The organism is Arthrobacter sp. BI5 (assembly GCF_056680065.1).
The window spans coordinates 207,412-234,286 of record NZ_CM155264.1; the positions used below are offsets into that span (position 1 = coordinate 207,412).

General features: G+C 69.6%; 25 protein-coding genes. 13 read left to right on the top strand and 12 right to left on the bottom strand.

The genetic code is table 11. The features are described from left to right. Window positions 1–7: 7 nt before the first annotated feature. The 4 genes from AC1MED_RS01000 to chvE form a co-directional block, all read right to left on the bottom strand. Window positions 8–343 carry a hypothetical protein gene (locus AC1MED_RS01000; protein WP_479784963.1) on the bottom strand — a complete coding sequence of 112 codons (336 nt, stop codon included), beginning with the start codon at window positions 341–343 and terminating at the stop codon, window positions 8–10. A 192-nt stretch (window positions 344–535) separates the two neighbouring features. Continuing rightward, window positions 536–1,843, bottom strand: coding sequence for a multiple monosaccharide ABC transporter permease (gene mmsB, locus AC1MED_RS01005; RefSeq protein WP_479784964.1), 1,308 nt, complete (start codon window positions 1,841–1,843; stop codon window positions 536–538). A 5-nt stretch (window positions 1,844–1,848) separates the two neighbouring features. Beyond that, on the bottom strand, window positions 1,849–3,378 hold the full coding sequence (gene mmsA / locus AC1MED_RS01010) for a multiple monosaccharide ABC transporter ATP-binding protein (protein ID WP_479784965.1): 1,530 nt from the start codon (window positions 3,376–3,378) through the stop codon (window positions 1,849–1,851). A 102-nt stretch (window positions 3,379–3,480) separates the two neighbouring features. Next, complete coding sequence (gene chvE / locus AC1MED_RS01015; RefSeq protein ID WP_346958706.1) at window positions 3,481–4,611, bottom strand: multiple monosaccharide ABC transporter substrate-binding protein; 1,131 nt, start codon at window positions 4,609–4,611, stop codon at window positions 3,481–3,483. Between the two features lie 267 nt (window positions 4,612–4,878). On the opposite strand from chvE, the gene AC1MED_RS01020 reads away from it, so the two are divergent. The 7 genes from AC1MED_RS01020 (at window position 4,879) to galK (ending at window position 13,360) form a co-directional block, all read left to right on the top strand. Next, window positions 4,879–5,901 (top strand): LacI family DNA-binding transcriptional regulator, encoded by a 1,023-nt coding sequence (locus AC1MED_RS01020; protein WP_346958705.1) that lies wholly within the window; start codon window positions 4,879–4,881, stop codon window positions 5,899–5,901. 133 nt (window positions 5,902–6,034) lie between these two features. Then, on the top strand, window positions 6,035–7,750 hold the full coding sequence (gene araB, locus AC1MED_RS01025; protein ID WP_479784968.1) for a ribulokinase: 1,716 nt from the start codon (window positions 6,035–6,037) through the stop codon (window positions 7,748–7,750). Beyond that, complete coding sequence (locus tag AC1MED_RS01030) at window positions 7,747–8,478, top strand: L-ribulose-5-phosphate 4-epimerase (RefSeq protein WP_479784970.1); 732 nt, start codon at window positions 7,747–7,749, stop codon at window positions 8,476–8,478. Before araB ends, AC1MED_RS01030 begins: the two co-directional genes overlap by 4 nt. Window positions 8,479–8,514: 36 nt before the next feature. Then, window positions 8,515–10,035 carry an L-arabinose isomerase gene (gene araA / locus AC1MED_RS01035; RefSeq protein ID WP_479777770.1) on the top strand — a complete coding sequence of 507 codons (1,521 nt, stop codon included), beginning with the start codon at window positions 8,515–8,517 and terminating at the stop codon, window positions 10,033–10,035. Beyond that, complete coding sequence (locus AC1MED_RS01040; protein ID WP_479784971.1) at window positions 10,032–10,934, top strand: aldose 1-epimerase family protein; 903 nt, start codon at window positions 10,032–10,034, stop codon at window positions 10,932–10,934. The genes araA and AC1MED_RS01040 overlap by 4 nt, the downstream gene beginning before the upstream one ends. Window positions 10,935–11,033: 99 nt before the next feature. After that, window positions 11,034–12,176, top strand: coding sequence for a galactose-1-phosphate uridylyltransferase (galT, locus tag AC1MED_RS01045; protein WP_479784973.1), 1,143 nt, complete (start codon window positions 11,034–11,036; stop codon window positions 12,174–12,176). After that, window positions 12,173–13,360: a galactokinase gene (gene galK, locus AC1MED_RS01050; protein WP_479784975.1), complete on the top strand. Its 1,188-nt coding sequence runs from the start codon at window positions 12,173–12,175 to the stop codon at window positions 13,358–13,360. The genes galT and galK overlap by 4 nt, the downstream gene beginning before the upstream one ends. 43 nt (window positions 13,361–13,403) lie before the next feature. Here the strand turns inward: galK and AC1MED_RS01055 are convergent, their stop codons facing one another. Next, on the bottom strand, window positions 13,404–14,090 hold the full coding sequence (locus tag AC1MED_RS01055; protein ID WP_479784977.1) for a GntR family transcriptional regulator: 687 nt from the start codon (window positions 14,088–14,090) through the stop codon (window positions 13,404–13,406). 123 nt (window positions 14,091–14,213) lie between these two features. Between AC1MED_RS01055 and AC1MED_RS01060 the strand changes: the two genes are divergently transcribed. From AC1MED_RS01060 to AC1MED_RS01080, 5 genes are all read left to right on the top strand, one after another. Then, window positions 14,214–14,972 (top strand): LamB/YcsF family protein, encoded by a 759-nt coding sequence (locus AC1MED_RS01060; protein WP_346958921.1) that lies wholly within the window; start codon window positions 14,214–14,216, stop codon window positions 14,970–14,972. Between the two features lie 99 nt (window positions 14,973–15,071). Next, the gene (locus AC1MED_RS01065; RefSeq protein ID WP_479784979.1) at window positions 15,072–16,421 is read left to right on the top strand and encodes an MFS transporter; all 1,350 of its coding nucleotides are present in this window, start codon (window positions 15,072–15,074) and stop codon (window positions 16,419–16,421) included. A gap of 30 nt (window positions 16,422–16,451) precedes the next feature. Further along, a complete protein-coding gene (locus AC1MED_RS01070; RefSeq protein WP_479786732.1) occupies window positions 16,452–18,131 on the top strand; it encodes a 5-oxoprolinase subunit B/C family protein in 1,680 nt (559 codons plus the stop codon). Beyond that, on the top strand, window positions 18,131–19,915 hold the full coding sequence (locus AC1MED_RS01075) for an acetyl/propionyl/methylcrotonyl-CoA carboxylase subunit alpha (protein ID WP_479784981.1): 1,785 nt from the start codon (window positions 18,131–18,133) through the stop codon (window positions 19,913–19,915). The genes AC1MED_RS01070 and AC1MED_RS01075 overlap by 1 nt, the downstream gene beginning before the upstream one ends. A 211-nt stretch (window positions 19,916–20,126) precedes the next feature. Continuing rightward, the gene (locus AC1MED_RS01080; RefSeq protein WP_479784983.1) at window positions 20,127–20,423 is read left to right on the top strand and encodes an antibiotic biosynthesis monooxygenase family protein; all 297 of its coding nucleotides are present in this window, start codon (window positions 20,127–20,129) and stop codon (window positions 20,421–20,423) included. 120 nt (window positions 20,424–20,543) lie between these two features. On the opposite strand, the gene AC1MED_RS01085 is transcribed toward AC1MED_RS01080, so the two are convergent. The 4 genes from AC1MED_RS01085 to AC1MED_RS01100 all read right to left on the bottom strand — a co-directional run bounded on the left by AC1MED_RS01085 (window position 20,544) and on the right by AC1MED_RS01100 (window position 23,699). Then, window positions 20,544–20,783 (bottom strand): hypothetical protein, encoded by a 240-nt coding sequence (locus AC1MED_RS01085; protein WP_346958693.1) that lies wholly within the window; start codon window positions 20,781–20,783, stop codon window positions 20,544–20,546. A 174-nt stretch (window positions 20,784–20,957) separates the two neighbouring features. Further along, the gene (locus AC1MED_RS01090) at window positions 20,958–22,241 is read right to left on the bottom strand and encodes a Dyp-type peroxidase (protein WP_479784984.1); all 1,284 of its coding nucleotides are present in this window, start codon (window positions 22,239–22,241) and stop codon (window positions 20,958–20,960) included. Next, a complete protein-coding gene (locus tag AC1MED_RS01095) occupies window positions 22,238–22,834 on the bottom strand; it encodes a copper chaperone PCu(A)C (RefSeq protein WP_479784985.1) in 597 nt (198 codons plus the stop codon). The genes AC1MED_RS01090 and AC1MED_RS01095 overlap by 4 nt, the downstream gene beginning before the upstream one ends. A gap of 253 nt (window positions 22,835–23,087) precedes the next feature. After that, complete coding sequence (locus AC1MED_RS01100) at window positions 23,088–23,699, bottom strand: hypothetical protein (RefSeq protein WP_346958690.1); 612 nt, start codon at window positions 23,697–23,699, stop codon at window positions 23,088–23,090. A 135-nt stretch (window positions 23,700–23,834) separates the two neighbouring features. Here AC1MED_RS01100 and AC1MED_RS01105 point away from each other — a divergent pair, with 135 nt between their 5' ends. Continuing rightward, complete coding sequence (locus AC1MED_RS01105) at window positions 23,835–24,605, top strand: GntR family transcriptional regulator (RefSeq protein WP_479784987.1); 771 nt, start codon at window positions 23,835–23,837, stop codon at window positions 24,603–24,605. Window positions 24,606–24,641: 36 nt separating this feature from the next. On the opposite strand, the gene AC1MED_RS01110 is transcribed toward AC1MED_RS01105, so the two are convergent. Genes AC1MED_RS01110 through AC1MED_RS01120 form a run of 3 tightly spaced genes read right to left on the bottom strand, consistent with a single transcriptional unit; the run spans window position 24,642 to window position 26,756 of the window. Then, a complete protein-coding gene (locus AC1MED_RS01110) occupies window positions 24,642–25,169 on the bottom strand; it encodes a hypothetical protein (protein WP_479784989.1) in 528 nt (175 codons plus the stop codon). Then, the gene (locus AC1MED_RS01115) at window positions 25,159–26,001 is read right to left on the bottom strand and encodes a cytochrome c biogenesis CcdA family protein (RefSeq protein ID WP_479784990.1); all 843 of its coding nucleotides are present in this window, start codon (window positions 25,999–26,001) and stop codon (window positions 25,159–25,161) included. Before AC1MED_RS01115 ends, AC1MED_RS01110 begins: the two co-directional genes overlap by 11 nt. Beyond that, window positions 26,001–26,756 (bottom strand): DsbA family protein, encoded by a 756-nt coding sequence (locus tag AC1MED_RS01120; RefSeq protein ID WP_479784992.1) that lies wholly within the window; start codon window positions 26,754–26,756, stop codon window positions 26,001–26,003. The genes AC1MED_RS01115 and AC1MED_RS01120 overlap by 1 nt, the downstream gene beginning before the upstream one ends. Between the last annotated feature and the right edge of the window lie 119 nt (window positions 26,757–26,875).

A 26,875-nucleotide genomic window follows, 5' to 3' on the forward strand; every position in this document is an offset into this window, starting at 1 on the left:
CTGCCAGTTACTTGGCGCAGGCGTCCAGGAGGGCCTTAACCGAATCGGCCGGCACCTGGTCGCCCGAATCCGCAATCTGCTTCAGCGGCGTGGTGATCTCGGCGGGCACCCCGGCGCCCTGGGCGCCGGAGACCAAGGCGCCGAGGGCTTTCTTGTCCTGGACGCTGACCAGGCCGTCCTCGACCAGGGAACAGGCCTGCTTCTTGATCTCGCTTCCGGCCGCGGTGGCGACCTGGGAGGCGCCGTCGTTGACGGCTTTCTCGGCCGCCTGCTGCACCTGGCCGCAGGCGCTCAGGACAATCGCGAGGACGGCAAGGGAAGCGGCGGCGAGGGGACGTTTCATGGAATCAGCCTAGCAAGCCGGCGCTTCGCGACCCGGCGGCCGGGATTCGTCCGTGAAGATCGGCCCGTGACGCGAAAAGTTCCTGCCGCCACCGGAATCCGGGGCGGCAGGAACTGTGCGTTTCGCAGATCGGAGCCGCAGCGCGGCGCCGGTTCAGGTCGCCGACTCAGGTCATCTGCTCAGGTCACCGACTCAGGGAGTCGGGACGGTGGCGGTCCGGCCGGAGTCCTGGGCGGCGCCGGCGGGGCGTTCCGCCGCGGGGGCGGCGGTCCCGGTGGCCGGCGGGGTGGTGTTGCGCTTGAAGCGTTTCCCCAGCAGGCTGCCCCCGCCGCCGCGGTTCTTGTTGAAGATGTCGAAGCCGACGGCGAGCAGCAGCACCAGGCCCTTGATGAGCTGCTGGTAGTCGGTGCCCAGGCCCAGGATGGACATGCCGTTGTTGAGCACGCCCATGATCAGGCCGCCGATCATCGCACCTGCCACGGTACCGATGCCGCCGGTCACCGCGGCGCCGCCGATAAACGCCGCCGCGATGGAGTCCAGTTCGAACCCGGTGCCGCCGGCCGGCTGGGCGGAGTTGAGCCGGGCGGTGAAGACGAGTCCGGCCAGGGCAGCGAGCACACCCATGTTCACGAAGAGCCGGAAGGTGACGGCTTTGGTCTTGATGCCGGACAGCTCGGCCGCGTGCAGGTTCCCGCCGATGGCGTAAGTGTGGCGGCCAAAGACGCTGTTGTTCATCAGGGCGCTGTAGACGATCACGAGGACCGCAAGCACGATCAGCACAATCGGGGTGCCGCGGTAGCTGGCCAGCAGGAAGGTGATGACCAGCATGAGCAGCGTGATGAACGCGGTCTTGATCGCGAACCAGGTCATGGGTTCGTTCTCGAGCTCAAACTTGGCGCGGATCCGGCGTTCCTTGATGGACTGGATCAGCAGGGCCAGCGTGGCTCCGACGCCCAGGATCACGGTGAGCCACTCCAGCACCGACGTTCCGCCGGAAATGTCCGGCAGGAACCCGCCGCCGAGGGCACGCAGCTCCGCGGGGAACGGGGTGATCTGCTGGTTCTTGAGCGTGATCAGGGTCAGGCCGCGGAAGATGAGCATGCCGGCGAGGGTGACGATGAACGCCGGGATCCCGACGTAGGCGATCCAGTAGCCCTGCCAGGCGCCGACCAGGGCGCCGACCAGGAGGCAGGCCGGGATGGCCGCCCACCAGGGCCAGCCCCAGTGCACGATCATGACGCCGGCAACTGCGCCGATGAAACCGGCGACGGACCCGACGGACAGGTCGATGTGGCCGGCAATGATGACCATCACCATGCCGATCGCAAGGATCAGGATGTAGCTGTTCTGGACGACCAGGTTGGTGACGTTCTGGGGCTCCAGCAGGATGCCGTCGGTGAGGACCTGGAAGAGCAGGACGATCAGGATCAGGGCGACGAAGATGCCAACCTGGCGGAGGCGGCTGGTAAGGAAGCCGAGGGATTCTCGTAGGGCGGACATGTTCGCTATTCCTTCTCTTGGGTCATGTAGTGCATGAGGGTTTCCTGGGATGCCTCGGCGATGGGCACCTCGCCGGTGACGTGCCCCGCGGACAGGGTGTAGATCCTGTCGCAGATGCCCAGCAGCTCCGGCAGCTCGGAGGAGATGACGATGACCGCCTTACCCTCGGCGGCCAGCTTGGCGATGATCGTGTAGATCTCGAACTTGGCGCCCACGTCGATGCCGCGCGTGGGCTCGTCGAGGATGAGCACATCCGGATCGGAGAACATCCACTTGCTCAGCACGACCTTTTGCTGGTTGCCGCCGGAGAGTTTTCCGGTGATGGCCGCCACCGACGGCGCCTTAATGTTCATGCTCTTCCGGTAGCCGTTGGCCACCAGGGTTTCCTTGTTCTTGTCCACCCAGCCGCCCTTGGCGAGCTTGCGCAGCGCGGCCATGGAGATGTTGCGCTTGATGTCCTCGATAAGGTTCAGGCCGTAGAGCTTGCGGTCCTCGGTGGCGTAGGCGAGGCCGTGCTTGATCGCGTCGGCAACGGTGGAGGTGTTGATCTCCTTGCCGTACTTGAACACTTTCCCGGACGTCGTCGTGCCGTACGTGCGCCCGAAGACGCTCATCGCCAGCTCCGTGCGGCCGGCACCCATGAGACCGGCGAGCCCTACCACCTCGCCCTTGCGGACGTTGAGGCTGGCGTTGTTGACCACCATGCGGCTTTGATCCTGCGGGTGCCGGACGGACCAGTCCTCGATCCGGAGGACTTCCTCGCCGATCACCGGCTCGCGCTCCGGGTAAAGGCTCTCCAGGTCCCGCCCCACCATCCCGCGGATGATGCGTTCCTGGGTGACGCTGCCCTCGTCGAGGCGCAGGGTTTCGATGGTCTTGCCGTCCCGGATGATCGTGACGGCGTCCGCGACCTTGCGGATCTCGTTGAGTTTGTGGCTGATGATGATGCTCGTGACGCCCTGGCCCCGCAGATGCAGGATGAGGTCCAGCAGGTGGCCGGAATCCTCGTCGTTGAGGGCCGCCGTCGGCTCATCGAGAATGAGGAGCTTGACCTTCTTGGAGAGCGCCTTCGCGATTTCGACCAGCTGCTGCTTGCCGACGCTGATGTGCTGGACCGGCGTCACCGGGTTCTCGCTCAGGCCGACCCGGGCCAGCAGCTTGGCGGCCTCCAGGTTGGTCTTGCGCCAGTCCACCCAGCCGTTCCGGGCCTGTTCGTTGCCGAGGTAGATGTTCTCGGCGATGGAAAGGTACGGGCTGAGGGCCAGTTCCTGGTGGATGATGACGATGCCGCGCTTCTCGCTGTCCGAGATGTCGGAGAAGTTGCACGGTTCGTTTTCGAAGAGGATCTCACCGTCGAAGGAGCTGTGCGGGTAGACGCCGGAGAGCACCTTCATCAGGGTGGACTTGCCGGCGCCGTTTTCCCCGCAAATGGCGTGGACTTCGCCGCGGTTCACCTCCAGGGTGACGTCCTGCAGGGCCTTCACGCCCGGGAAGGTCTTGGTGATTCCTCGCATTTGAAGAATGGGTGTTTTCATCGTCAATTCCCACTGACTGGTCGAAACTGGGCCGCTCTGCGGTTAAAGGGTGACTGCGCGCGGGGTGCGGCCGGCGGTCCGGCCGCACCCCGCGCGGGCAGGCTATTTGACGTCGGCGTCGGTGTAGTAGCCGGAGTCGATGAGTTCCTTCTTGTAGTTGTCCTTGGTGATGATGACGGACTTGAGCAGGTAGGCCGGGACCACCTTGACCTTGTTGTTGTAGGTCTTGGTGTCGTTGGTCTCCGGTTCCTGGCCCTTGAGCACGGCGTCAACCATCTTCACGGCCTGGGCGCCGAGCTGGCGGGTGTCCTTGAAGATCGTGGAGTACTGCTCGCCGGCGATGATGGACTTCACGGAGCCCTTTTCAGCGTCCTGCCCGGTGACGATCGGCAGGCTGCCCTTGGCGTAGCCGCCGGTGCTGGTCAGTGCCGAGATAATGCCGATGGACAGGCCGTCATAGGGGGAGAGCACGCCGTCGAGCTTCTTGCCGGAGCTGTAGGCCGCGGTGAGGATGTCCTCCATCCGCTTCTGCGCCACGGGAGCCTGCCAGCGGAGGATGGCGGCCTGTTCGAACTTGGTCTGGCCGCTCGGAACCTTCAGGGTGCCGGCGTCGAGGTACGGCTTGAGCGTGTCCATGGCGCCGCTCCAGAAGAAGTTGGCGTTGTTGTCATCCGGGCTGCCGGCGAAGAGTTCCACGTTGAACGGACCCTTGCCGTCGACCTTCTTCCCGCTCGCGTCGACAAGACCCAGGCCGGTCAGCAGCGAGGTGGCCTGCTGGACGCCCACGGTGTAGTTGTCGAAGGTGGTGTAGTAGTCCACGTTGGGTGAACCGTTGATGAGCCGGTCGTAGGCGATGACCTTGACGTTCTGCTCCTTCGCCTTGGCGAGGACGTCGGTCAGCGTGGTGCCGTCGATCGCGGCAATGATCAGGGCCTTGGCGCCCTTGGTGAGCATGTTCTCGATCTGCGAGACCTGCGTGGGGATGTCGTCGTTGGCGAACTGCAGATCGGCCTTGTAGCCCAGCTTGGTGACGGATTCGGAGACGTTCTTGCCGTCTGCGATCCACCGCTCGGAGGTCTGGGTGGGCATCGAGATGCCGACCAGGGCTCCGGCGGCATCCGCGGCCGCGCCGGAGGACGGGGCGGCGGCGCCGCCGCGGCTGCCGCAGCCGGTGGCCCCTGCGGTGATGGCCAGGACGACGGCGAACGCGCCCAGGAGTTTCTTGATTCTCACGTTTTTCTCCTTCCGCGGACAGCACAGTCCGCGAACTGGTACGGGACCGTCGCAGCGCCAGCGCTTCCGACGGTCCTGTATGGATTGGGTCCGGTTAGCCATGTCCCGACGAGCCTAGATTACGCCCGCTTGTGTTAGCGCTAACAAGTCTGTTTGATGAACGTAGCACCGGCCTGGCTTGTGAGTCAAGTCACAGAAAAGGCGCGGCCCGGGCGCCTTGGGCCCCGGCCGTAGGATGTTGACAACACATTGCACAGGGAGTGGAAGATGCCTCAGCCGGGGAACGCTAGTGATCGACGTCCGCCGCGTCTTGAGGACGTGGCCACCCTGGCCGGCGTGTCCCATCAGACGGTGTCGCGGGTGGTGAACAACCACCCCAACGTCAGCAAGGCCACCCGGGACCGGGTCGAGGCGGCCATTGCCGAGCTCGGCTACCGGCGCAATACCGCCGCCCGCAGCCTGGTCACCCGCCGTTCCCAGACCATCGGGGTCCTCGGCGTCGAGCTCGCGCAGTACGGGCCGGCCAATACCCTGGTGGGTGTCCAGCAGGCGGCCCGCGAGGCCGGGTATTTCGTCAGCATTGCGGCCCTCAAGGACTCGACGGCGGACTCCGTGGCCGATGCCGTCCGGCATTTCACCGACCAGGGCGCGGACGGGATCATTGTGATCGTTCCGCACGGCGGCACCGTCCAGACCCTCGAGAGCCTGAACCTGCAGGTGCCGGTCGTCGTTGTGGGGGCCGGCAGCCCCGGCCGCTTCAGCGGTGCCATGGTGGACCAGAAGCTCGGCGCCCGGATGGCTGTGGCGCACCTGATCAGCGAGGGACACCGCCGGATCGGGCACATCTCCGGGCCGCGCGACTGGATGGACGCCCACGCCCGCGCCCAGGGCTGGCGCGAGCAGCTGGCGGAGATGGGACTCGAAGCGGACCTCGAGCTGGAAGGCGACTGGAGTGCCGGTAGCGGTTACCGGCTTGGCCGCACACTCGCCGCGGACCGCACCGCCACGGCCGTCCTGGTGGGCAATGACCAGATGGCGCTGGGCCTGCTCCGCGCCCTGACGGAGGCAGGCGTCCGGGTGCCCCAGGACGTCTCGGTGGTTGGCTTTGACGACCAGCCCGAGGCCGCGTACTTCACCCCGCCGCTGACCACCGTCCGGCAGGATTTCCGCGAGCTGGGCCGCCGCTGCGTGGACCTGATCCTGGCCCAGATCGAGCACGGTGCACCCAGTGCCAACACCGTGGTGGCCCCCGAGCTGGTCATCCGCGCGAGCACCGCCGGCATCGCCTAGCCAGCCCCGCGCCGCTTCCAGGCCCGCGGCCTTCGCTTGTACCCGCCTACGGGCTGACTCCTTGACAGCCAAAGTGTTAGCGCTCACAATTAACCCAGCCCGTGGTTCGGCGGGCACGTTATTGGAGGATTTCATGGACGTCACAGCAGACGGCACCGAAAACTTTGTCATCGGGGTGGACTACGGCACCCTCTCCGGCCGGGCGGTGGTGGTGCGGGTGCGCGACGGCAAGGAACTCGGCAGCGCCGTCTTCGACTACCCGCACGCCGTCCTGACCGACGCCCTCCCCACCGACACGGCCGGCACCGACGCCGCCCGGCTCCCGGGGGACTGGGCACTGCAGGTGCCCAACGACTACCGCGACGTCCTGCGGCACGCGGTCCCCGCCGCCGTCGCCGACGCCGGGATCGATCCGGCCGCCGTCGTCGGAATCGCCACCGACTTCACCGCCTGCACCATGGTGCCGGTCAAGGCCGACGGAACACCGCTGAACGAACTGCCGGAATTCGCCAACAGCCCGCACGCCTACGTCAAGCTCTGGCGGCACCACGCGGCGCAGCCGCAGGCAGACCGGATCAACGCCCTGGGCCGGGAGCGCGGCGAGGAATGGCTGCCGCGCTACGGCGGGCTGATCTCCTCGGAATGGGAATTCGCCAAGGGCCTCCAGCTCCTGGAGGAAGCCCCCGAGGTCTACGCCGCCATGGACCGCTGGGTGGAGGCGGCCGACTGGATTGTCTGGCAGCTTTGCGGAAACTACGTCCGGAACGCCTGCACAGCCGGCTACAAGGGCATCTACCAGGACGGCAAATACCCGTCCGATGACTACCTCGCCGCCTTGAACCCGGACTTCCGGGACTTCGTCAGCAGCAAACTGGAGCACACGATCGGCCGGCTCGGCGACGCCGCCGGCTACCTCACGGCCGAGGCCGCCGCCTGGACCGGCCTGCCCGAGGGAATCGCCGTCGCCGTCGGCAACGTGGACGCGCACGTCACCGCCCCGGCCGCCCGCGCCGTCGAACCCGGACAACTGGTCGCGATCATGGGCACCTCCACCTGCCACGTCATGAACGGCACGGACCTGAGCGAGGTGCCGGGCATGTGCGGCGCGGTCGACGGCGGAATCGTGGACGGACTCTGGGGCTACGAGGCCGGCCAGAGCGGCGTGGGCGACATCTTCGGCTGGTTCACCGGCAACGGGGTCCCGCCCGAATACCACGATGCCGCGGCCCGCCGGGGTCTCGGCATCCACGAATACCTCACCGAACTCGCCTCGCGCCAGGCAATCGGCGCGCACGGCCTGATCGCCCTGGACTGGCACTCGGGCAACCGATCGGTGCTGGTGGACCACGAGCTGTCCGGCGTCATCGTCGGCCAGACACTTGCCACGCGCCCCGAAGACACCTACCGGGCCCTGCTGGAGGCGACGGCGTTCGGCACCCGCACCATCGTGGACGCCTTCCGGGACTCGGGGGTACCTGTCCGCGAGTTCATCGTGGCCGGCGGCCTGATCAAGAACCAGCTGCTGATGCAGATCTACGCCGACGTCACCGGCCTCCCGCTCTCCACGATCGGATCCACCCAGGGCCCGGCGCTGGGCTCGGCAATCCACGCGGCGGTCGCCGCGGGCCGCTACCCCGACGTCCGGTCCGCCGCCGTTGCCATGGGCGCCGAACCCGGGGCGGTCTACACGCCGATCCCGGAAAACGTGGCCGCCTACGAGGAACTCTTCCGCGAATACCGGACCCTGCACGACTACTTCGGCAGGGGAGCCAACGAGGTGATGCACCGGCTCAAGGCGATCCAGCGCAGGGCCGCCGCACCGCTGCTGTCCGCCGGAGTCCCGGCATGAGCGCCGGAGCGGAGGGCCTGCCGGAAACCATCGCCCGGCTCCGCCGGGAGGTCTGCTCCCTGCACGCCGAACTGACCCGGTACGAACTGGTGGTCTGGACCGCCGGGAACGTCTCCGCCCGGGTCCCCGGACATGCCCTCATGGTGATTAAGCCCTCCGGCGTCTCCTACGATGAGCTGACCCCTGAACTCATGGTGGTCACGGACCTGTACGGCACCCCTGTGACCTCCGCCGAGACCGGCTCCGCTGCACAGGACGGCTCCATCGCGCAGTGGCAGAACCCGGACCTCACACCGTCGTCGGACACCGCCGCGCATGCATACGTCTACCGGCATATGCCGGAGGTGGGCGGTGTGGTCCACACCCACTCGACCTACGCCACCGCGTGGGCGGCCCGGGGCGAAGAGATCCCCTGCGTGCTGACCATGATGGGGGACGAATTCGGCGGCAGCATCCCGGTGGGGCCGTTCGCCCTGATCGGCGACGACGCGATCGGCCGCGGGATCGTCGAGACCCTGTCCGGTTCGCCCTCGCCGGCGGTGCTGATGCAGAACCACGGACCCTTCACCATCGGCAAGGATGCCCGCGCGGCGGTCAAGGCCGCCGTGATGTGTGAAGAGGTGGCCCGCACCGTGCACATTTCGCGCCAGCTCGGTGAACCGCTGCCGATCGACCAGGCCCAGATCGAGGCCCTGCACGACCGCTACCAGAACGTCTACGGCCGCTAGGGCCGGGACCAGCCCAAGAATTTCCAGGAGAATCCCATGACCCACGCCCACAACACCTCCCTTGAGTCCTATGAGGTCTGGTTCCTCACCGGCAGCCAGCACCTCTATGGCGAGGCCGTCCTCAAGCAGGTGGCGGAGCAGTCGCAGGAAATCGCCCGCCAGCTCAACGGCTCCTCCGACGTCCCGGTCCGGGTGGTCTGGAAGCCGGTGCTGACCGACTCGGATGCGATCCGGCGGACCGCCCTCGAAGCGAACTCCGACGACGCGGTAATCGGTGTTACCGCCTGGATGCACACCTTCTCGCCGGCGAAGATGTGGATCCAGGGCCTGGACCTGCTGCGCAAGCCGCTGCTCCACCTGCACACCCAGGCCAACGTGGAGCTTCCCTGGGCGGACATCGACTTCGACTTCATGAACCTGAACCAGGCCGCGCACGGCGACCGGGAGTTCGGTTACATCCAGTCCCGGCTGGGCATTCCGCGCAAAACGGTGGTGGGCCACGTGTCCAACCCCGAGGTCACCCGCCAGGTAGGGGTGTGGCAGCGCGCCTCGGCTGGCTGGGCGGCGGTGCGGACCCTGAAACTCACCCGCTTCGGGGACAACATGCGCAACGTCGCCGTCACCGAGGGCGACAAGACCGAGGCCGAACTGCGCTTCGGCGTCTCCGTCAACACCTGGTCCGTCAACGAGCTCGCCGACGCCGTGCACGGCGCCGCGGAGTCCGACGTCGACGCGCTGGTGGCCGAGTACGAGCGGCTCTACGAAGTGGCCGCCGAGCTGAAAACCGGGGGAGCGCGGCACGAATCGCTGCGCTACAGCGCCCGGATTGAACTGGGGCTGCGGCACTTCCTGGAAACCAACGGGTCCGCGGCGTTCACCACCTCCTTCGAGGACCTGGGCGCGCTGCGGCAACTGCCCGGCATGGCCGTCCAGCGGCTGATGGCGGACGGCTACGGCTTCGGCGCCGAGGGTGACTGGAAGACCGCGCTGCTGGTCCGCGCGGCCAAGGTCATGGGCGCCGGACTGCCCGGCGGCGCCTCCCTGATGGAGGACTACACCTACCACCTCACCCCCGGCCAGGAGAAGATCCTGGGCGCCCACATGCTGGAGGTCTGCCCCTCGCTGACCGCCTCGAAGCCGCGGGTCGAAATCCACCCGCTCGGCATCGGCGGCAAGGACGACCCTGTCCGGATGGTCTTCGACACGGACGCCGGGCCCGGCGTCGTGGTGGCGCTCTCGGATATGCGCGACCGCTTCCGCCTGGTCGCAAACGCCGTCGACGTCGTGGACCTGGACGAACCGCTGCCCAAGCTGCCCGTGGCGCGCGCCCTCTGGTCGCCCAAGCCGGACTTCGCAACCTCCGCCACGGCGTGGCTGACCGCCGGCGCGGCCCACCACACCGTGCTGACCACCGCCGTCGGCATGGACGTCTTCGAGGATTTTGCCGAGATCGCCCGCACCGAACTGCTCGCGATCGACGAGGGCACCACGATCAAGCAGTTCAAGAAGGAACTGAACTGGAACGCGGCGTACTACCGGCTGGCCGGCGGCCTGTGACCTGGACCGACCACCGGATCCAGGCCGGCGGCTACAGCGCCGTCTTCACCGCGCGGGCCGGCGCGCTGCGCCAGTTGCGGCACGGGGACCGCGACCTGGTGCTTCCGTTCCCGGCCGGCGGACCGATCCCGGACTTCCGGGGCATCATCGCAGCCCCCTGGCCGAACCGGATCGCCGACGGCCGCTACAGTTTCGACGGCGAAAGCCACCGGTTGCCGGTCAACGAGCCCGGGCGCGGCTGCGCCCTGCACGGCCTGGCCCTCGGCCAGGACTGGATTGCCGAAGCCCGCGGAGAGTCCTCGCTGGTGCTCTCCTGCACCCTCGGCCCGGTCCCGGGCTACCCTTTCGCGGTCCGGCTCACCGCCGGCTACCGGCTGGACGGGGACGGCCTGCACTCCGAGGTGACGGCAAGCAACGCGGGGGACCGGGCCGCGCCGTACGGCGTCTGCCCGCACCCCTACCTGGTGGCCGGCCCCGCACCGCTGGATGAATGGACCCTGGAATTCCGGGCCGACACCTTCCTGGCCGCCGATCCGGAACGGCGCCTGCCCGCCGGGCGGCAGCCGGTGCGCGGGCACGCTTACGATTTCCACACCCCGCGCCCCATCGGTGCGACGATGATCGACAACGCCTTCACCGGGCTGGGCTTCGACGACGGCGGTCGCGCCCGGCTTCTCGTCCGGGATCCCGGCGGCGGCGGTGTTGGAATGTCCTGGGACCGGAGCCTGCCCTGGCTGCAGCTCTACACCGGCGACACCGAACCGCCCAGACCCGGCAGGGCCGGGCTCGCCGTCGAACCGATGAGCTGCCCGCCGGATGCTTTCAACAGCGGGGACGACCTGGTGCGGCTCGAGCCGGGGGAGTCGCACCGGGCCTCGTGGAGCATCTTCGCCGTGTAGCTTCGGACGCCGCCGGGCGGCCGGCGGGATGACCCGCCCGCCTCCCCGATTTCACCTCTCCCATTTCCGCCTCACCCAATCCGCGTTAAGGACCACACCATGACCAGCAGCACCAGCCGCGCCGCTGCCCCCGCATCGCGGACGGCGGTCAGCAGCACCCGCCTCGCGGACGGGCGGGAACTGCTCTACTTCGACGACGGCACCACCCCGCAGCAGCGCCGCACGGAAGACACCCGCGGGCTGCCCCCGCGGGGCCCCTCGGGGGAGGTCCGCTTCGACGCGCTGACCGGCGAGTGGGTGGCCGTGGCGGCCCACCGCCAGCACCGGACGCACCTGCCGCCGGCGGACGAATGTCCGCTCTGCCCGAGCACGCCGGGCCGGCCCTCGGAGATCCCGGCGCCGGACTACGACGTCGCCGTCTTCGAAAACCGCTTCCCCTCGCTGGGGCCGGACCTCGCCGCCGCGCCGGCCGCGCCCGGCTGGGGCACCCGCGGCACTGCCGGCGGCCGCTGCGAAGTGGTGGCGTTCACCCCCGACCACACCGGCGCCTTCGCCAAGCTGGGCACCCGGCGGGTCCGCACCGTGATCGACGCCTGGGCGCACCGCACCGAGGCCCTCAGCGCGCTGCCCGGGGTCCAGCAGGTGTTCTGCTTCGAGAACCGCGGCCAGGACATCGGCGTAACGCTGCACCACCCGCACGGGCAGATCTACGCCTACCCCTACATCACACCGCGGGCCGCGGTAATGGCCAGGGCCGCGGAGGCCTTCCTCGCGGCCACGGGACAGACCCTCACCGGACACATCCTGGCCGCGGAGCGGGCGGACGGCTCGCGGATGCTGGTCGAAGGCGAGCACTTCAGCGCCTATGTCCCGTTCGCGGCGCGCTGGCCCCTCGAAATCCACCTCGTCCCGCACCGCCAGGTGCCCGACCTCGCGGCGCTGAACGGCGCCGAACGCGACGAACTCGCCGTCATATACCCGGATCTCCTGGGCCGCCTCGACGGTTTGTACGGCACCCCGACGCCGTATATCAGCGCCTGGCACCAGGCGCCGGTAGACCCGGCCCTGCGCCGCTCCGGCTACCTCCAGCTGCAGATCACCTCGCCGCGGCGGGCCGCGGACAAGCTAAAATTCCTCGCCGGCTCCGAGGCCGCGATGGGCGCCTTCATCAACGACACCACACCGGAACAGGTCGCCGCCGCGCTGCGGGCCACCGCGGCAGGCAGGACAGGAACGCCATGACACCGACGGACACGGCCGGCACCGCCGGCGCGGCAGCGGTTGCCGACGCCTTCACCGCGCACTTCGGGCACGCCCCGGACGGGCTGTGGCAGGCTCCGGGGCGGGTCAACCTGATCGGCGAGCACACCGACTACAACGAGGGCCTGGTCCTGCCGTTCGCCATCGACCGGACGACGACGGTCGCCGTCGCCGCCCGCAGCGACCGCCGCGTGCTGCTGGCCTCCGCCTTCGGCGCCGCGGCGCCGGTCGAGTTCGACCTCGACACCTTCAACCCCGAGACGTTCGAGCCGGGGCCCGCGGGGGCCTGGGCCGCCTACCCCGCCGGCGTTGCCTGGGAACTCGAACGCGCCGGGGTATCCGTGCCGGGGTTCGAACTGTTCGTTTCCTCCGACGTCCCGGTCGGCGCGGGACTGTCTTCCTCGGCGGCGCTGGAATGCGCCGTCGCATCCGCCCTCGCTGCCCTGGCCGGGGCGGATCTGGCCGCCACCGATCTGGCGGACATCGGCCGCCGCGCGGAGAATAACGTCGTCGGCGCCCCCACCGGGATCATGGACCAGTACGCCTCCATGCTGGGCGCCGAGGACTGCGCGGTGTACCTGGACTGCCGCGACGGCAGTTTCGCCCGGGTCCCGCTGTGGCTGGAGGAGGCAGGGTTGGTGTGCCTGGTGATCGACACCAAGGTCTCCCACGCCCACGCCAGCGGCGGCTACGCGGCGCGCCGGGCTTCCTGCGCCCGGGGCGCGGAACTGATGGGCGTGGCCGCCCTGCGGGACCTCGGCGCCGCCGATCTTCCCCGGGCCGAAAGTATTCTCGACGGGGAAACCTTCCGGAGGGTCCGCCACATCGTCCATGAAAACGAGCGGGTGGCGCGGACCGCCGGGCTGCTGGAGAGCCGGGGCGCCGCCGCGATCGGCGCGCTGCTGGATGCGAGCCACCGCTCCATGCGCGACGATTTCGAGATTTCCTGCCCGGAACTGGACCTCGCGGTGGACACCGCCCGCGCCGCCGGAGCCATCGGGGCCCGGATGACCGGCGGCGGCTTTGGCGGCTCCGCGATTGCGCTGGTTCCCGGGCCCGATATCGGCCGCGTGGAAGAGGCCGTGCAGCAGGCCTTTGCCGGGCACGGATTCCGGGCCCCGGACATCTTTGCGGTGCGGGCCGCCGCCGGAGCACGCCGGCTCTGAAAACGCAGGCTCTGGAAACGCAGGCTCTGGAAATGCAAGGCCTTCACTCGCCGTGGACGGCGCTCTGCCTCTGTTCCGAGCGGTCGAGGTAGGCCAGCAGGAGGTCCGCCGCGCGGTCCGGGCGGCCGGCTTCCAGCGCGGCGCAGATCTGCTCATTGTCGTCCAGATAACTGCGGTAGAAGTGCGCGTCCACGGTGGCCTTGTGGAAAAACAGCCGCATCTCGGCGAGGACCTGCGACATGATCGTATCCAGCCGCCGGCTTCCGGCCAGCGCCACAATCGCGCGGTGGAAGTGCTGGTTCGCCGTGCCCAGCGCCTCCTCATCGTCGGCCGCCGCCGCGGCCTTTCCTTCCTCAACCGCGGCGCGGACCTCGGCCACCTGCTCCGGGCTGCCCCCGCCGCGCAGCGCCGCAACCTCGATGGCGCGCCGCACGGTATAGACGTCGTGGATGTCGCCGGGGGCCAGGCTGGCCACGAAGACTCCGCGGTTGGGCTGCCGGACCACCAGGCGCTCCGCGGCCAGTTCGGCGAAGGCCTCGCGCACGGTGTTGCGTGAGACGCCCAGGTCCTCGGCAATCGTCGACTCGGTCAGCCGGGTGCCCGGCAGCAGCACCCCGTCGGCCAGCTGCTGGCGGAGTTCGGCCGCCACCCGGTCCGCCACCGAGGGGACGGCGATGCGCAGCCGCGCCGCGGCCGCCAAGGCGCGGGGGCCGGCGTCGGAAGTCGTCATAGTGCCGAATCTACACGATTGCCTCCGGAAAGAATCGTCGGATTGTTGAACAATCCGACGCAATGGTGCATTCTAGGAGGGGGCCAAGCACTGAGACGAGGATCACAAATGGCACACACCGGACTGAACACCATCGACCTGAACAGCGACGTCGGCGAGTCCTACGGACGCTGGAGCCTTGGTGATGACACCGCGATGTTCCGCTCCGTGTCGAGCGCCAATGTGGCCTGCGGATTCCACGCCGGGGACCCCAGCGTCATCCGCCGGACCTGCCGCGAGGCGGTCGCCGCCGGCGTCATGATCGGCGCCCACGTCGGCTACCGCGACCTGGCGGGCTTCGGCCGCCGCTTCCTCGACATCGACCCCAACGAACTGGCGGACGACGTCGTTTACCAGATCGGTGCGCTGCAGGCCCTGGCCGCCGCGGAGGGCGGCCGGGTCACCTACGTCAAGCCGCACGGCGGCCTGTACAACGCGATCGTCGCGCACACCGCGCAGGCTCGGGCCGTCGTCGACGCGGTGAAGTCCGTGGATCCGAACCTGCCCATCCTGGGCCTGCCGGGCTCGGAAGTGCTCCGCCTGGCCGAGGCGGCCGGGCTCCGGGCGGTCACCGAAGCCTTCGCGGACCGCGCCTACAACCGCGACGGCACCCTGGTCTCCCGCACCCTCCCCGGAGCCGTGCTGCATGACCACACCGAGGTCACCGAACATGTCCTCCGGATGGCCACCGACTCCGCCGTCCGCACCATCGACGGCTCCATCCTGAAAATCCGGGCCGAAAGCATCTGCGTCCACGGCGACTCCCCGGGAGCCGTAGCCATGGCGGCCGCGGTTCGCGAGGCGCTTAGCGCTGCCGGCATCGGAACCGCCTCATTCATCTAGCAACACCCCCAAACAGCCTCACCGGCGCTGCGTTTTAAGCCCGGTGCGACTTCAGCACACCCACCCAGCACAGGCAGCACCCGCATCTGGAGGAACATCATGACCGCACCGCACCAGGCCGCTCCGGCCGCCAGCAAGAGGGCCGGCAAAAAGAACCTGCCCCCGGGCGCCCTCAAGGCCTACATCGCAAGCCTCACCGGCACCTCGCTGGAGTACTACGACTTCGCGATCTACTCCGTGGCGTCGGCGCTGATCTTCCCCAAGATCTTCTTCCCGGTGGGGGATGAGCTGGTCGGCCTGCTGCTGTCCTTCTCCACCTTCGCCGTCGGCTACCTGGCCCGCCCGATCGGCGGCGTCATCTTCGGCCGGCTCGGCGACAAGATCGGCCGCAAGCACGTCCTGGTGGTCACACTGATGCTCATCGGCGTCGCCACCGTCCTGATCGGTGTGCTGCCCGACTACTCCGCCATCGGCGTCGCGGCCCCGGCGATCCTGGTGCTGCTGCGCCTGGCGCAGGGCATCGGCGTCGGCGGCGAATGGGGCGGGGCCGTCCTGCTCTCCAGCGAATTCGGCGACGCCCGCAAGCGCGGTTTCTGGTCCTCGGCCGCCCAGATCGGCCCGCCCGCCGGCAACCTGATGGCCAACGGTGTGCTGGCCCTCCTCGCGGCAACCCTCAGTAACGAGGCGTTCCTGTCCTGGGGCTGGCGCGTGGCCTTCCTCGCCTCCGCCCTGCTGGTGGTCTTCGGCCTCCTGATCCGCCTCAAGCTTGAGGAAACCCCCGTCTTCAAAGCCATCCAGGCCCACGGCGAGGCCCCTAAGGCCCCCATCAAGGAGGTCTTCACCAAGGAACCCCGCGCGCTGCTGGCAGCCGCCCTGTCGCGCATCTGCCCCGACGTGCTCTACTCCCTCTTCACGGTCTTCGTCGCCCTCTACGCCACCAAGCAGCTGGGCATGACCACCGGCAACGTCCTCGGCGCCATCCTGATCGGCTCGGCCTTCCAGCTCGCCCTGATCCCGGCCGCCGGCGCGCTCACGGACCGCTTCAACCGCCGCCTCGTCTACGGGATCGCCGCCGTCGGCACGGCCGTCTACATCCCGCTGTTCTTCCTGATGATCCAGGGCAAGTCCGTGCTGATGCTCACCCTCGGCGTCGTGATCGGCCTCGCCTTCCACGCGTTCATGTACGGCCCGCAGGCCGCCTACATCACCGAGCAGTTCCCGGCCCGGCTGCGCTACGCCGGCAGCTCGCTGGCCTACACCTTGGCGGGCGTGATCGGCGGCGCCGTCGCCCCGCTGATCTTCACCGCGCTCTACGCCGCCACCGGCAACTGGTTCCTGATCGCCGGCTACCTCGCGGTCTCCGCCGTGGTGACGGTGGTGGGCCTGGCGATCGGCCGGAACCCGCAGACAGCCGAGGAAGAGCGGCTGCTGCAGGAAGTCCGCGGCTAAGCGGCGCGGACCCTGGAGACGGCGGCAATGATGGAGGCAGCAATGGAAACGGTGGCAACGCGGCAGGCGGCCGTCCACAAAGTGAACGCGGTGCGGGCGGTGGGCACCCGCGCGGTGCTCGCAGAACTCACCGGCACCGAAGGCGTGCTGGCGCTGCAGGCACTGCTCCTCGAGCACCCGTTGCCCGGGCAGCTGGACGTGCTCGCCGCCGCCGAAACCGTCATGGTCACCGCCGACTCGCCCGTCGCCGCCCGCCGGATCGCCGCGCAGCTGCTGCAGCTCGACCTCACCGCCCCGGTGCAACGCGACGGCGGCCTGGTGGTCATCGACACCGTGTACAACGGCGCGGACCTCGCCGAAGTGGCGGAGCTGACCGGCCTCGGGATCGAGGGCGTGATCGCCGCCCATTGCCGCCAGCAGTGGACCGTGGCCTTCGCGGGCTTCGCCCCGGGATTCGGCTACCTCGTCGGGGAGAACGAGGCCCTCAACGTGCCCCGCCGCAGTTCACCGCGCACCGCGGTGCCCGCAGGTGCTGTGGCGCTGGCCGGAACCTACTCGGCCGTCTACCCGCGCCGCTCACCCGGCGGCTGGCAGCTGATCGGCCACACCGCCGCCCGGATGTGGGACATGGACCGCGAGCAGCCCGCCCTGGCCGCACCCGGCCACCGGATCCAGTTCCGCGCGGTCCGCGAGACCGTGGCGCTTGCCCCGGAACCGCGGACTGAAACCCCCGCGCCGGAGGTGACTTCCGGACTCCGGATCGTCTCGCCCGGCCTGCAGAGCCTGATCCAGGACCTCGGACGCCACGGCCACTCCGGACTGGGTGTTTCCGTCGCCGGAGCCCTGGACCGCGCCTCGCTGCGCCGCGCCAACCGCCTCGTCGGCAACGCGCCGTCGGCCGCCGTCATTGAGACCGTGGCCGGCGGACTGACCGTCCAGGCCGTCGGGGACCAGGTCCTGGCTGTCGCCGGGGCGCCGTCGGAACTGGCCATCACCACCCCCGGCAGTCGTGACGCGGAGCCCGACCGCCGTACCGTGCCGATAGCCACGCCCTTCGCCCTGCTTGACGGCGAGACGCTGAGCATCGGCGCCCCGGAGAGCGGTTTCCGCAGCTACCTCGCGGTCCGCGGTGGAGTGGATGCCGCCCTGGTCCTCGGCAGCAGGTCCACCGACACGATGTCCGGGATCGGCCCGGCGCCGCTGACAGAGCGGCAGCTCCTGGCCTCCGGCGGCGACTCCGAGTCCGGAGTCGTCGGCCACCCGGAACTGCAGCCCGAGTTCCCCGGCACCGGGGTGACCGTGCTCGAGGTCGTCCCCGGGCCGCGCGCTGACTGGTTCGACGCCGAGGCGCTGGAGTCGCTCACCGCCCAGGAATGGCAGGTCAAGCCGCAGTCGAACCGGGTGGGCATGCGGCTCGACGGAACGCCGCTGCAACGTAGCCGGGATGGGGAGTTGGCCAGCGAAGGCACCGTCGCCGGCGCCCTCCAGGTCCCGCCCGAAGGTTTGCCGGTGCTGTTCCTGGCCGATCACCCGATCACCGGCGGCTACCCGGTGATCGCCGTCGTCGTCGACACGCAGCTGGACCTTGCAGCGCAGGTGCCGATCGGGGGCCGGATCCGCCTCCGCTGGGCTGAGTCCGGCAGCACCGGAGCCGCCACCACCGACCACACCCCCGCCGAACAAGCCCCCGACGAAGAAGTGAGTAACTGATGCGCAAGGTCCTGATCGCCAACCGCGGCGAAATCGCCGTCCGGATCGCCCGGGCCTGCGACGACGCCCAACTGGCGTCCGTCGCCGTCTACGCGGACATCGACGCCGACGCCCTGCACGTCTCCGCGGCGGACGAGGCCTTCGCCCTGGGCGGCAATTCGCCCGCCGACACCTACCTGAACATCCCCAAACTGCTGGCCGCCGCCGCCGAATCCGGCGCCGACGCCATCCACCCCGGCTACGGCTTCCTGTCCGAGAACGCCGACTTCGCCCAGGCGGTCCTCGACGCCGGACTGACCTGGATCGGGCCCGCGCCCGACGCCATCCGGCTTCTTGGCAACAAGATCACCGCCCGCGAAACCGCCGTCCGAGCCGGGGCGCCCCTCGTGGCCGGCAGCGACGGCCCAGTCGGTTCCGCGGCCGAAGCCCGCGCCTTCGCCGAGCAGCACGGCCTGCCGATCGCAATCAAGGCGGCATTCGGCGGCGGCGGCCGCGGCATGAAGGTGGTCCGTGCGCTCGACGAAATCGAGGAGGCCTTCGACTCCGCCGTCCGCGAGGCCGTCGCCGCCTTCGGCCGCGGGGAGTGCTTCGTGGAGCGCTACCTCGACCGGCCGCGCCACGTCGAGGCCCAGGTCCTGGCGGATACCCACGGAAATGTCGTCGTCGTCGGAACCCGCGACTGCTCGCTGCAGCGCAGGCACCAGAAACTCGTCGAGGAAGCCCCCGCACCTTTCCTCACGAAGGAGCAGACCGGCCAGATCTATCAGGCGTCCAAGGCCGTCTGCCGGGAAGCCCGCTACTCCGGCGCCGGCACGGTGGAATTCCTCGTCGCCGCGGACGGCACGGTCGCGTTCCTGGAGGTCAACACCCGCCTGCAGGTGGAGCACCCCATCACCGAGGAAACCACCGGAATCGACCTGGTCCAGGAGCAGTTCCGCATCGCGGCCGGGGAGCCGCTGCGCTTCACCGGGGACCCGGCGCCCCGCGGCCACTCCTTCGAATTCCGGCTCAACGCCGAGGACGTGGGCCGCGGCTTCCTCCCCTCGCCGGGCACCGTTGCCGAGTTCTCCGGCCCCACCGGCCCGGGGATCCGGCTCGACTCCGGCGTCCGCTCCGGCTCGTTCGTCCCTCCGCAGTTCGACTCGCTGCTAGCAAAGCTCATCGTCACCGGCGCGGACCGGCAGCAGGCCTTGCGCCGCGCCCGCCGTGCCCTCGCGGAGCTCAGCATCACCGGGGTGGCCACCGTGCTGCCGTTCCACCGGGCCGTGCTGGAGTCCCCGGACTTCACGTCCGAGGCCGGCCTGGGAATCCACACCCGCTGGATTGAGACCGACTTCGCGGACAGGATTCCTGCCGACCCCGCCTACAGCACCACGGCGCCCGACGGCCAACGCCGCACCATCACGGTCGAGGTCGACGGCAAGCGTCTCGCCGTCGGCCTGCCGGCTGATTTGCTGGACGGTTGGGCCGGGTCCGGCCGGACGCTGCCCGGCGGGACCTTGCCTGCCGGGGTGTCGCTGGAGGGCCCGCGGGGAACCGCGTCCGACGGCGGCGCTGCCGCGCCCGCTGATCCGGGGGAACTGCGCGCCGACATGGCAGGAACCGTGGTGAAGTGGCTCGTCGAACCGGGGGCCGAAGTTACAGCCGGGGACCCCGTCGTCGTGCTCGAAGCGATGAAAATGGAGACCCAGGTCGCCGCGCACCGGGACGGAACCGTGACCGACGTCCGGGCCGAAGCCGGCGGCGTGGTCACTGCCGGAGCGGTGCTGGCGCTGATCGGTTAGCCACGGGACATGCCCACCGCCCGGGCCGGCGGGTGGACATATTGCCACTGTGTCCAACCCCGGAGCTCAGGGCTGGGCATGCTCGTCGTTCAAGGGGCCGCCGGACGGGCTTTTCTGTCGCACCGCCGGGCAATCCGGCCCTACCGCCCCGCGCGTCCCCGGAACATAATCGGCGGTATCAACCCCGTACGGAGAATGGAAGGCGGCAGCCATGTCTGTCTACACGCTTGGAATCTGGCTGGTCCACCCGGGACGCGAGAACGATTTTGTGCAGGCCTGGCGGGATTTGGCGAGAAAAACGCAGGAGGACTACCCCAACGCCAAGGCGGTGCTCATGCACGACCATGACGTCAGGAACCGGTTCATCAGCACCGGACCCTGGGAGTCCCTCGAACAGATTGAACAGTGGCGGGCATCAGCCACCTTCACCCAGGAGGTGGAGGCAATGCGCGAGATGCTGGAGCACTTCGAATCGCGGACGCTCGACGAGGCAGCCAGCATCGGCTGAGGGCACCGCCGTCGGCGGGTGGCGGGGTCGCCGCCGCCGGGCCGCAGCCGTCAGCGGCCGTCGAGGAACCTGTCACCGACGGCCGCAGCGGGTCTTCCGGCCCCTGCGCCGGGCCGAGGCTTACGCGTCCGAACCGGAACCGGGCGTCTCAAGATGCCAGGCCTTGGTCCAGGTGGCCACCACCGAAACCCCGCCCCCGTGATCGCGGTCCGTTACGACGTCGATCTCCGACGGCGCCGCCCCCATCTCCAGGAGTTTTCGCCGGTACCCGGCCACGGTCTCCGCCAGGCTTTCCTCCGTCCATTCCCCGGGACGGATGCGGGTCGAAATCTCTACTGGTTCGGACTGCTCTGTGGTCACTTGTCCTCCTGGGTTCTTCCTGCCGTCAGCTGCTTATACCGGCCCGCTACGCCGGGTAGGAGGCCTGATGTTTCCCACGCTAGACCCTCCCCGGTGACGGCGGCAGCCCCCCGCCGGATCGACCCCGGGGCCGCCCCTCCAGTTCACCCGGACGGGGCGGCCCTAGGCCGAGGATCAGGCGAACAGCTGCTCGCCGATGAAGCCGCCCTCGCGGCATCCCGGCGGGACGGCGAAAACGGCCGAACCGACCGGCGTCGTCCATAGATTGAGCATGTCCGCTTCAGCGAGCCGGCGCTGGATGGGCGTGAACTGCTTCTCGACGTCGGCCTGGTAGGACACGAAGATCAGCCCCGAGTCCGAGACCCCTCCGGCGCCGGGGGCGGCGTCGTAGTTGTACGCCCGGCGGAAGATCCGCTGCGAGCTGTCTTCGGGCCGGGCACGGCGCAGGTGGGACACGTCGGAGATGACCGGGAATCCGTGCCGGGACATCGCCGTGAAGTCCGGCTCATCGTGCTCCTGCTCCCCGGTCAGCGGCGCTCCGTTGGAGAGCCGGCGGCCCACCGCGTCCTCCCGGCCGACGCGGTCAACTTCATCCCACTTGTCCAGGTTCATCGCGATCCGCCGGATGACCACCGAGGTGCCGTTGTCCGTCCAGGCGGGGATGTCCCCGCCGCCCCAGACCACGCGCTCGTGGTCCGCCGTGTCCGGGGCAGGGTTGGATGTCCCGTCCACCTGGCCGAAGAGGTTCCGCATGGTCGTCCCGGACTTCTCGCTGCCGTACGAACGCCGGAAACCGGTTTGCACCCAGCGCACGGTTGTGAAGCTGCGGCTGTCCTTGAGGAGCATCCGCTGGGCATGTGCCACGGTCACCGGATCGTCCGCACAGATCTGCAGCAGCAGGTCGCCGCCGGAGAACCCGGGCTGCAGCCGGTCGATGCTGAACGCGGGCAACGGCTTCAGCCAGCCCGGAGCCCGGGCGGGGGCCACCGCGGCCACCAGTCCCGGTCCGAAGCCGAATGTGACCGTCAACCGTGCCGGGACCTGGGCGAGTTCCCCCTCCGTGTCCGCCAGGGCCGGGGTGCCGGCGCAGAGATTGGCGGCGTCGTCGCTGAGCAGCCGCAGCAGCGCTTTGACCCTGGCGCGCGTCGTTCCCGGACGCAGATCGAGGGCGACGAAAACGCCGTGGGCCTGGGCGGGGGTGGTAATCCCCTCCTGCCGGTCACCGTAAAAGGCCACCGCCGTGCCGCCGTGGACGCTCTCCGCGGGTTCGTCCGGGGCCGGATTTCCGGTCAGCTGCCCGACGGCGGCCCCGGCGAACGGGGCGCCCGCGGCGGCCAGCGCCCCGAGTCCCGCGGCGGCGCCGCCGAAAAGCAGTCCGCGCCGCGGGAGTTTCCGCGGTTCGCGCGGATCGTCACCGCCAGCGGGGGCGTGCGCGGGCTGCCGTTTCCCGGTGCTCATTTCGCGGTCGACGACGGCGCGGGGCTGCCTGCGCTGCCGGTGGCCGATTCCCCGGAGGACATTTCCGCGTCTTCGCCCTCGACGTAGTTCTCGTTGGCGCCGCTGAAATCTTTCGCCAACGCGGTGAACGTGAGGGTTCCGCCGCCGGCCAGCGCCAGCGTGAACGTGACCTCGGCACCCGCCGTGACCGGTGCGGTCAGCCCCATCAGCATGATGTGGTTGGCGCCGGGCTCCAGCCTCAGTTCGCCGCCCGCCGGGATCACAAAGCCGCCTTCCTTGGCCCGCATCTGCATTCCGCCGGTGGTGCCCGCAACGGTTTCGTGGAGCTCCACCTTCCGGGCCGCGGGGGTCGAGGCGCCGGTGACGGTGACGTCGGCGCCGGTGGTGTTTTTGATGACGCCGAAGCCGCCGGTCATCCCGGAAGCGGCGGCTTTGACCCACGGCTGGCTGACCGTGAGGCCGGCCGCGCTGGCCGGGGCGGCGGTAACAGGTGCGGAGGGCGCCGAAGTGGACGCCGACGGCGCGCAGCCGGTAAGGGCCAGGGATGCGGCCGCGAGGACGGAGAGGCCGGTGTAGATGAACTTTTTGGACATGGTGGTACTCCTGAAGGGTTACGGGCGGCCACGGGCCTGCCCGGACAATGTTGGGGGCCGGGGAATCGCACACCGGGCATGCTCCGCTGCGGGCACGCAAAGGCGGCAGCACGAGCGACAGCGGCGCGGGTCAGCCTGGCGGCCGCCCGCTGCGCCGGCTACGGTGCAGCGTCAAGGGCGGCGGGCAGGTGACGTGTCCGCCCCCGGAACTGTCAGGCAGGGTGCCGGGCTTATCGGGTGACGGGACGGGCGCCTAGGATGCGATCGGAGCGGCGGGCGGCCCGCGGTGGCGCATCACCAGCAGCGGAACGCCGAGGTTGCGCAGCGGCTGCAGACGCCGGTTGGCGGGCCGGGTGACGGCGGCCGGCGGCTGGGGCAACGGCTGGAAGAGCGGCAGGAAGGCTGTCACGCGCAGGCGCAAAGCCTGGACCAGACGGACGACGGTGACCTCGCCGCGGCGCAGGAGGGCGACCGTCAGGACGGCGGCAACGGCGTGCCCGGCCCACATCAGGGGCGAAGTGTGGTCCATGGCGGCGGAGACAGCCGTGCCGGCGGCCGGTTCGAGCGGCATGGAGTGCGCTGCGTGGCCGCTGGACGGAAGGGGGGAATGGCGCGGGGCCGCCGAGCCGCTGAAGAGCCAGTGGAAGAGACCCTGGCTGAGCAGGACGCCTGTTGCCAGCCGCCACAGGGACAACCCGCGGCCCGTAAGTGCGGTGCAGACCAGTCCGGACAGTGCCAGGGCCAGCACGAGCAGGGAAACTTCGGGAATGCTGCCGCCGGCCAGGACGTGGGACGTGGCGGCGAGCGAGGTCGCGACGACGGCGCCGATCCAGCCGCGGACCAGGCGCAGGGCAGGTGCCGTCATTCTTCCTCCTCACTCCCGCACCATTCTACAGGCCGTCGAAGACGGCTTTAGGGCGTCCGCGCAGCCGCCTGGGCGGGGCGATGCAGTAACGTCGTAATGCCAGCAGCTGTGTGCAGGAGACCGGGCGGGAGTTATGTGACACATCACCAGGAGCCAGCAGCGCAGTCCCGCGCGGAGGCTGCCGTCGGGAGGGCCAAGGAGGGACCGCTCTGGAAAGCGGTCAGCGCCGAGCTCCTGGCGGAGGTCCTCGCCGGCGCGTTTGCGGGCAGTTTCCCCGGCGAACTGGAACTGGCCCGGCGGTACGGCGTCAGCCGGGGCACCATCCGGGCCGCCCTGAAGCCCCTCCGCGACGCCGGGCACATCACCGCGCACCCCGGCAAGAAACCCACGGTGGTCGCCGGAAGAAGCACGGCTTACGGACCGATCTACAGCGTCCTGGCGTCCATCCGGGAGTCCGGGATGGAACACCGCAGCGTGGTCCTCGAACAGCACCTGGTGGTTAACGCGGAGGTGGCGGCCAAGCTCTCCCTGGCTCCGGACGCGGAGCTCTTTCACCTCTCGCGGGTCCGCCTCGCCGACGGCGAGCCGATCGGGCTGGACGAGGTCTGGCTCCCGGGCACCACCGCAGCGAAGCTCCTCGAGGCTGACTTCCGTGACGCATCCCTGTACGGCGAGCTCGACCGGCGCTGCGGCGTCGTGCTCGACGGCGGGGTGGAGCACCTCACCGCGGTGCCCGCCACCCCCGCCCAGGCTGCGCTGCTCGGCTGCCCGGAGGGCGCCCCGCTGCTGCTGATTGAACGGACCGGCTGCCACCGGGCGCGCGACGTCGAGTTCCGGTGCAGCCACGTCCTGGGCGACCGGGTGGCTATTGCGACCGCCTTCGGCTGCAAGGCCACTCCGCGCTGACCCGGCCCGCCGACCCGGCTCCGCTGGGCTGCGGCCCTAGCGCCCGCTGCCGGTGGCTGCACCCGCCGTGGCGGCCCGCACCCGCGGTACCGGGCAGCGGTCCTCGGAGGTAGCCCGCTTCACGAAGGCCCACAGCAGCAGGGCGATGGACAGGGCCGCCAGCAGCGGCTGGATCGGCTCGAAGTACTGCATGGCGCCGGACGTGCCAAGGGCGAGCAGGACAAGTTTGTTGCAGACCGGGCAGCCCACGGCAAAGAAGGAGACGATCGTTCCCGCCGCGCCGAAGCGGCCCCGGCTGTCCGGCTCGTCGCCGCTGCTCCCGCCGTCGGCCGCGGGTTCGCGGGACACATAGGTGGCCAGCAGCAATCCGGTGAGCACGGCCGTCACCGCGAGGATGGGGAACGACCACCAAGTGGGCGGCACATCACGGCTGAAAAGGGGTGTGTCGATCAGGTCCGTCGGGACGGCCACGAGGACGTAGGTGCCGACGGCGGCGACGGCGGCAGCCAGCCAGCGTCGCGCCGGCCACTGCGCCAGGGCCGGTATCAGGGTGTTAGTGCGCATCGTCGTGCATCCTGTCTCTGGTCGGCTCTGTCTGCCGGTTCTTGTAATAGAGGGCCACGCCCGCCAGCAGGGCGAGGGCTGCGGCGCCCGCGACCGCGAGGTCCGGGACCCCGGCGGCCGCCTCACTGGCAAAGGATTCAGCCCTGAACTGGTCCTGGACCGTCAGTACGCCGCCCAGGCCTGCCGTCCCGTCGCTCAGGAGCAGAAGCACCCCGATGCCGACGGAAATGAGTCCGGAAACCACCATCAGCCAGGAATTGGTCCAGGTCCCGATGGTGAGCGGCCGGGGCCGCAGCCAGCGGCGGCCGGAGATGCCCAGCCGGTCCCAGACGAGCGCCAGGACAAAGAGCGGCACCGCCATGCCGAGGGCGAAGATTGCCAGAAGCATACCGCCGTAGACGGCATTGCTGCCGACTGCCGCCACGGTCAGGACGGAGCCCAGGATGGGTCCGGTGCAGACTCCGGCAACGCCATAGACGGTCCCCAGGGCAAAGACGGACAGCCGGGAGGTCCCGGTCCGGGCCGTCGGCGTGAAGGCGGCGGGAAGCCGGACGCCGCTGATCTGGGCCAGCCCCAGGAGGATCACCAAGGCCGCCGAGGCGCCGACGAGGACCGCGCGGTGCTGCGTGACGAGGGAGCCGAGCGCCCCCGCGAAGATGCCCAGTGGCACCAGGGTGCTCAGCAGCCCCAGGTAGAACAACCCGGTGCGTGCCACGAGCCGGGTTTTCGTCGAGAAAGCGTAGGCAAAGAACGCCGGCAGCAGCAGGGCGGAGCATGGACTCAGCAGGGTGAGGACCCCGCCTAGGAAGGCGCCGGCGTAACCGATGTCCATCAGTTCCGCTTGGCCGACTTCAAGGCGGCCTCGATCGCTTTCTCAAAGGTGGCCAGCGGCTGCGCACCCACGATCGGGGTGTCGTTGACCAGGAATGTTGGGGTGCCGGTCGCGCCGAGGCCTGCAGCCTCCTGGGCGTCCTTGGCCACCGCAGCCTGGAGCTCGGCGGATTCCAGATCCGCTTCGAACTTCTTCAGGTCGGGGACCCCGGCCTTCCCGGCCAGCTGGACCAGCCGTTCCCGCGGCAGGGCGGCGTGCCCCCGTTCCGGCGCAATGGCGTAGACGGCCTTGTTGAGTTCCCAGAACCGGTCCTGCGCGGCAGCGGCGCGGCCCGCGACGGCGGCATCGGAGGACTCCCCGCCGAAGACCGGAAGGTCCCGCCACTCCACCCGCAGCTGGCCGCTGCCGACGTATTTTGCCACCAGCGGCGGCAGGGTTTCGCGTGAGAAGAGCCCGCAGAAGGGGCAGCGGAAGTCGGCGTACTCCACCAGGACAACCGGTGCGTCCGGACGCCCGATCGCCATCGGATCATCAGGGATCCGGCGTGCCATGTCCAGCTTCTCACTGGCGGGGCTTCCGGTGCTCCGGGACTGCTGTTGTTGCTTGTCGTCATTCTTCTGCGCCGCTGCGCCCTGGTAGGAGAGCAGGCCCACAAACAGCAGCAGCACCGCGATGCCCAGGGCGGGCAGGATGAACGAGGCGGCGCGGCGGCGCGGCTTGGCTGGGGGTTGTTTGGACGTGGTCAAGGTGGGCATCCGGCTCCTCGAACGGGCAGCAATGGACCCGCAAATGTCTAGACATTTAATGTCCTAGCGAGGCTACGTGACAACCGGGGTCATGTACAACACCCAGCCGGGCCGTTGGTGGTGCAGTT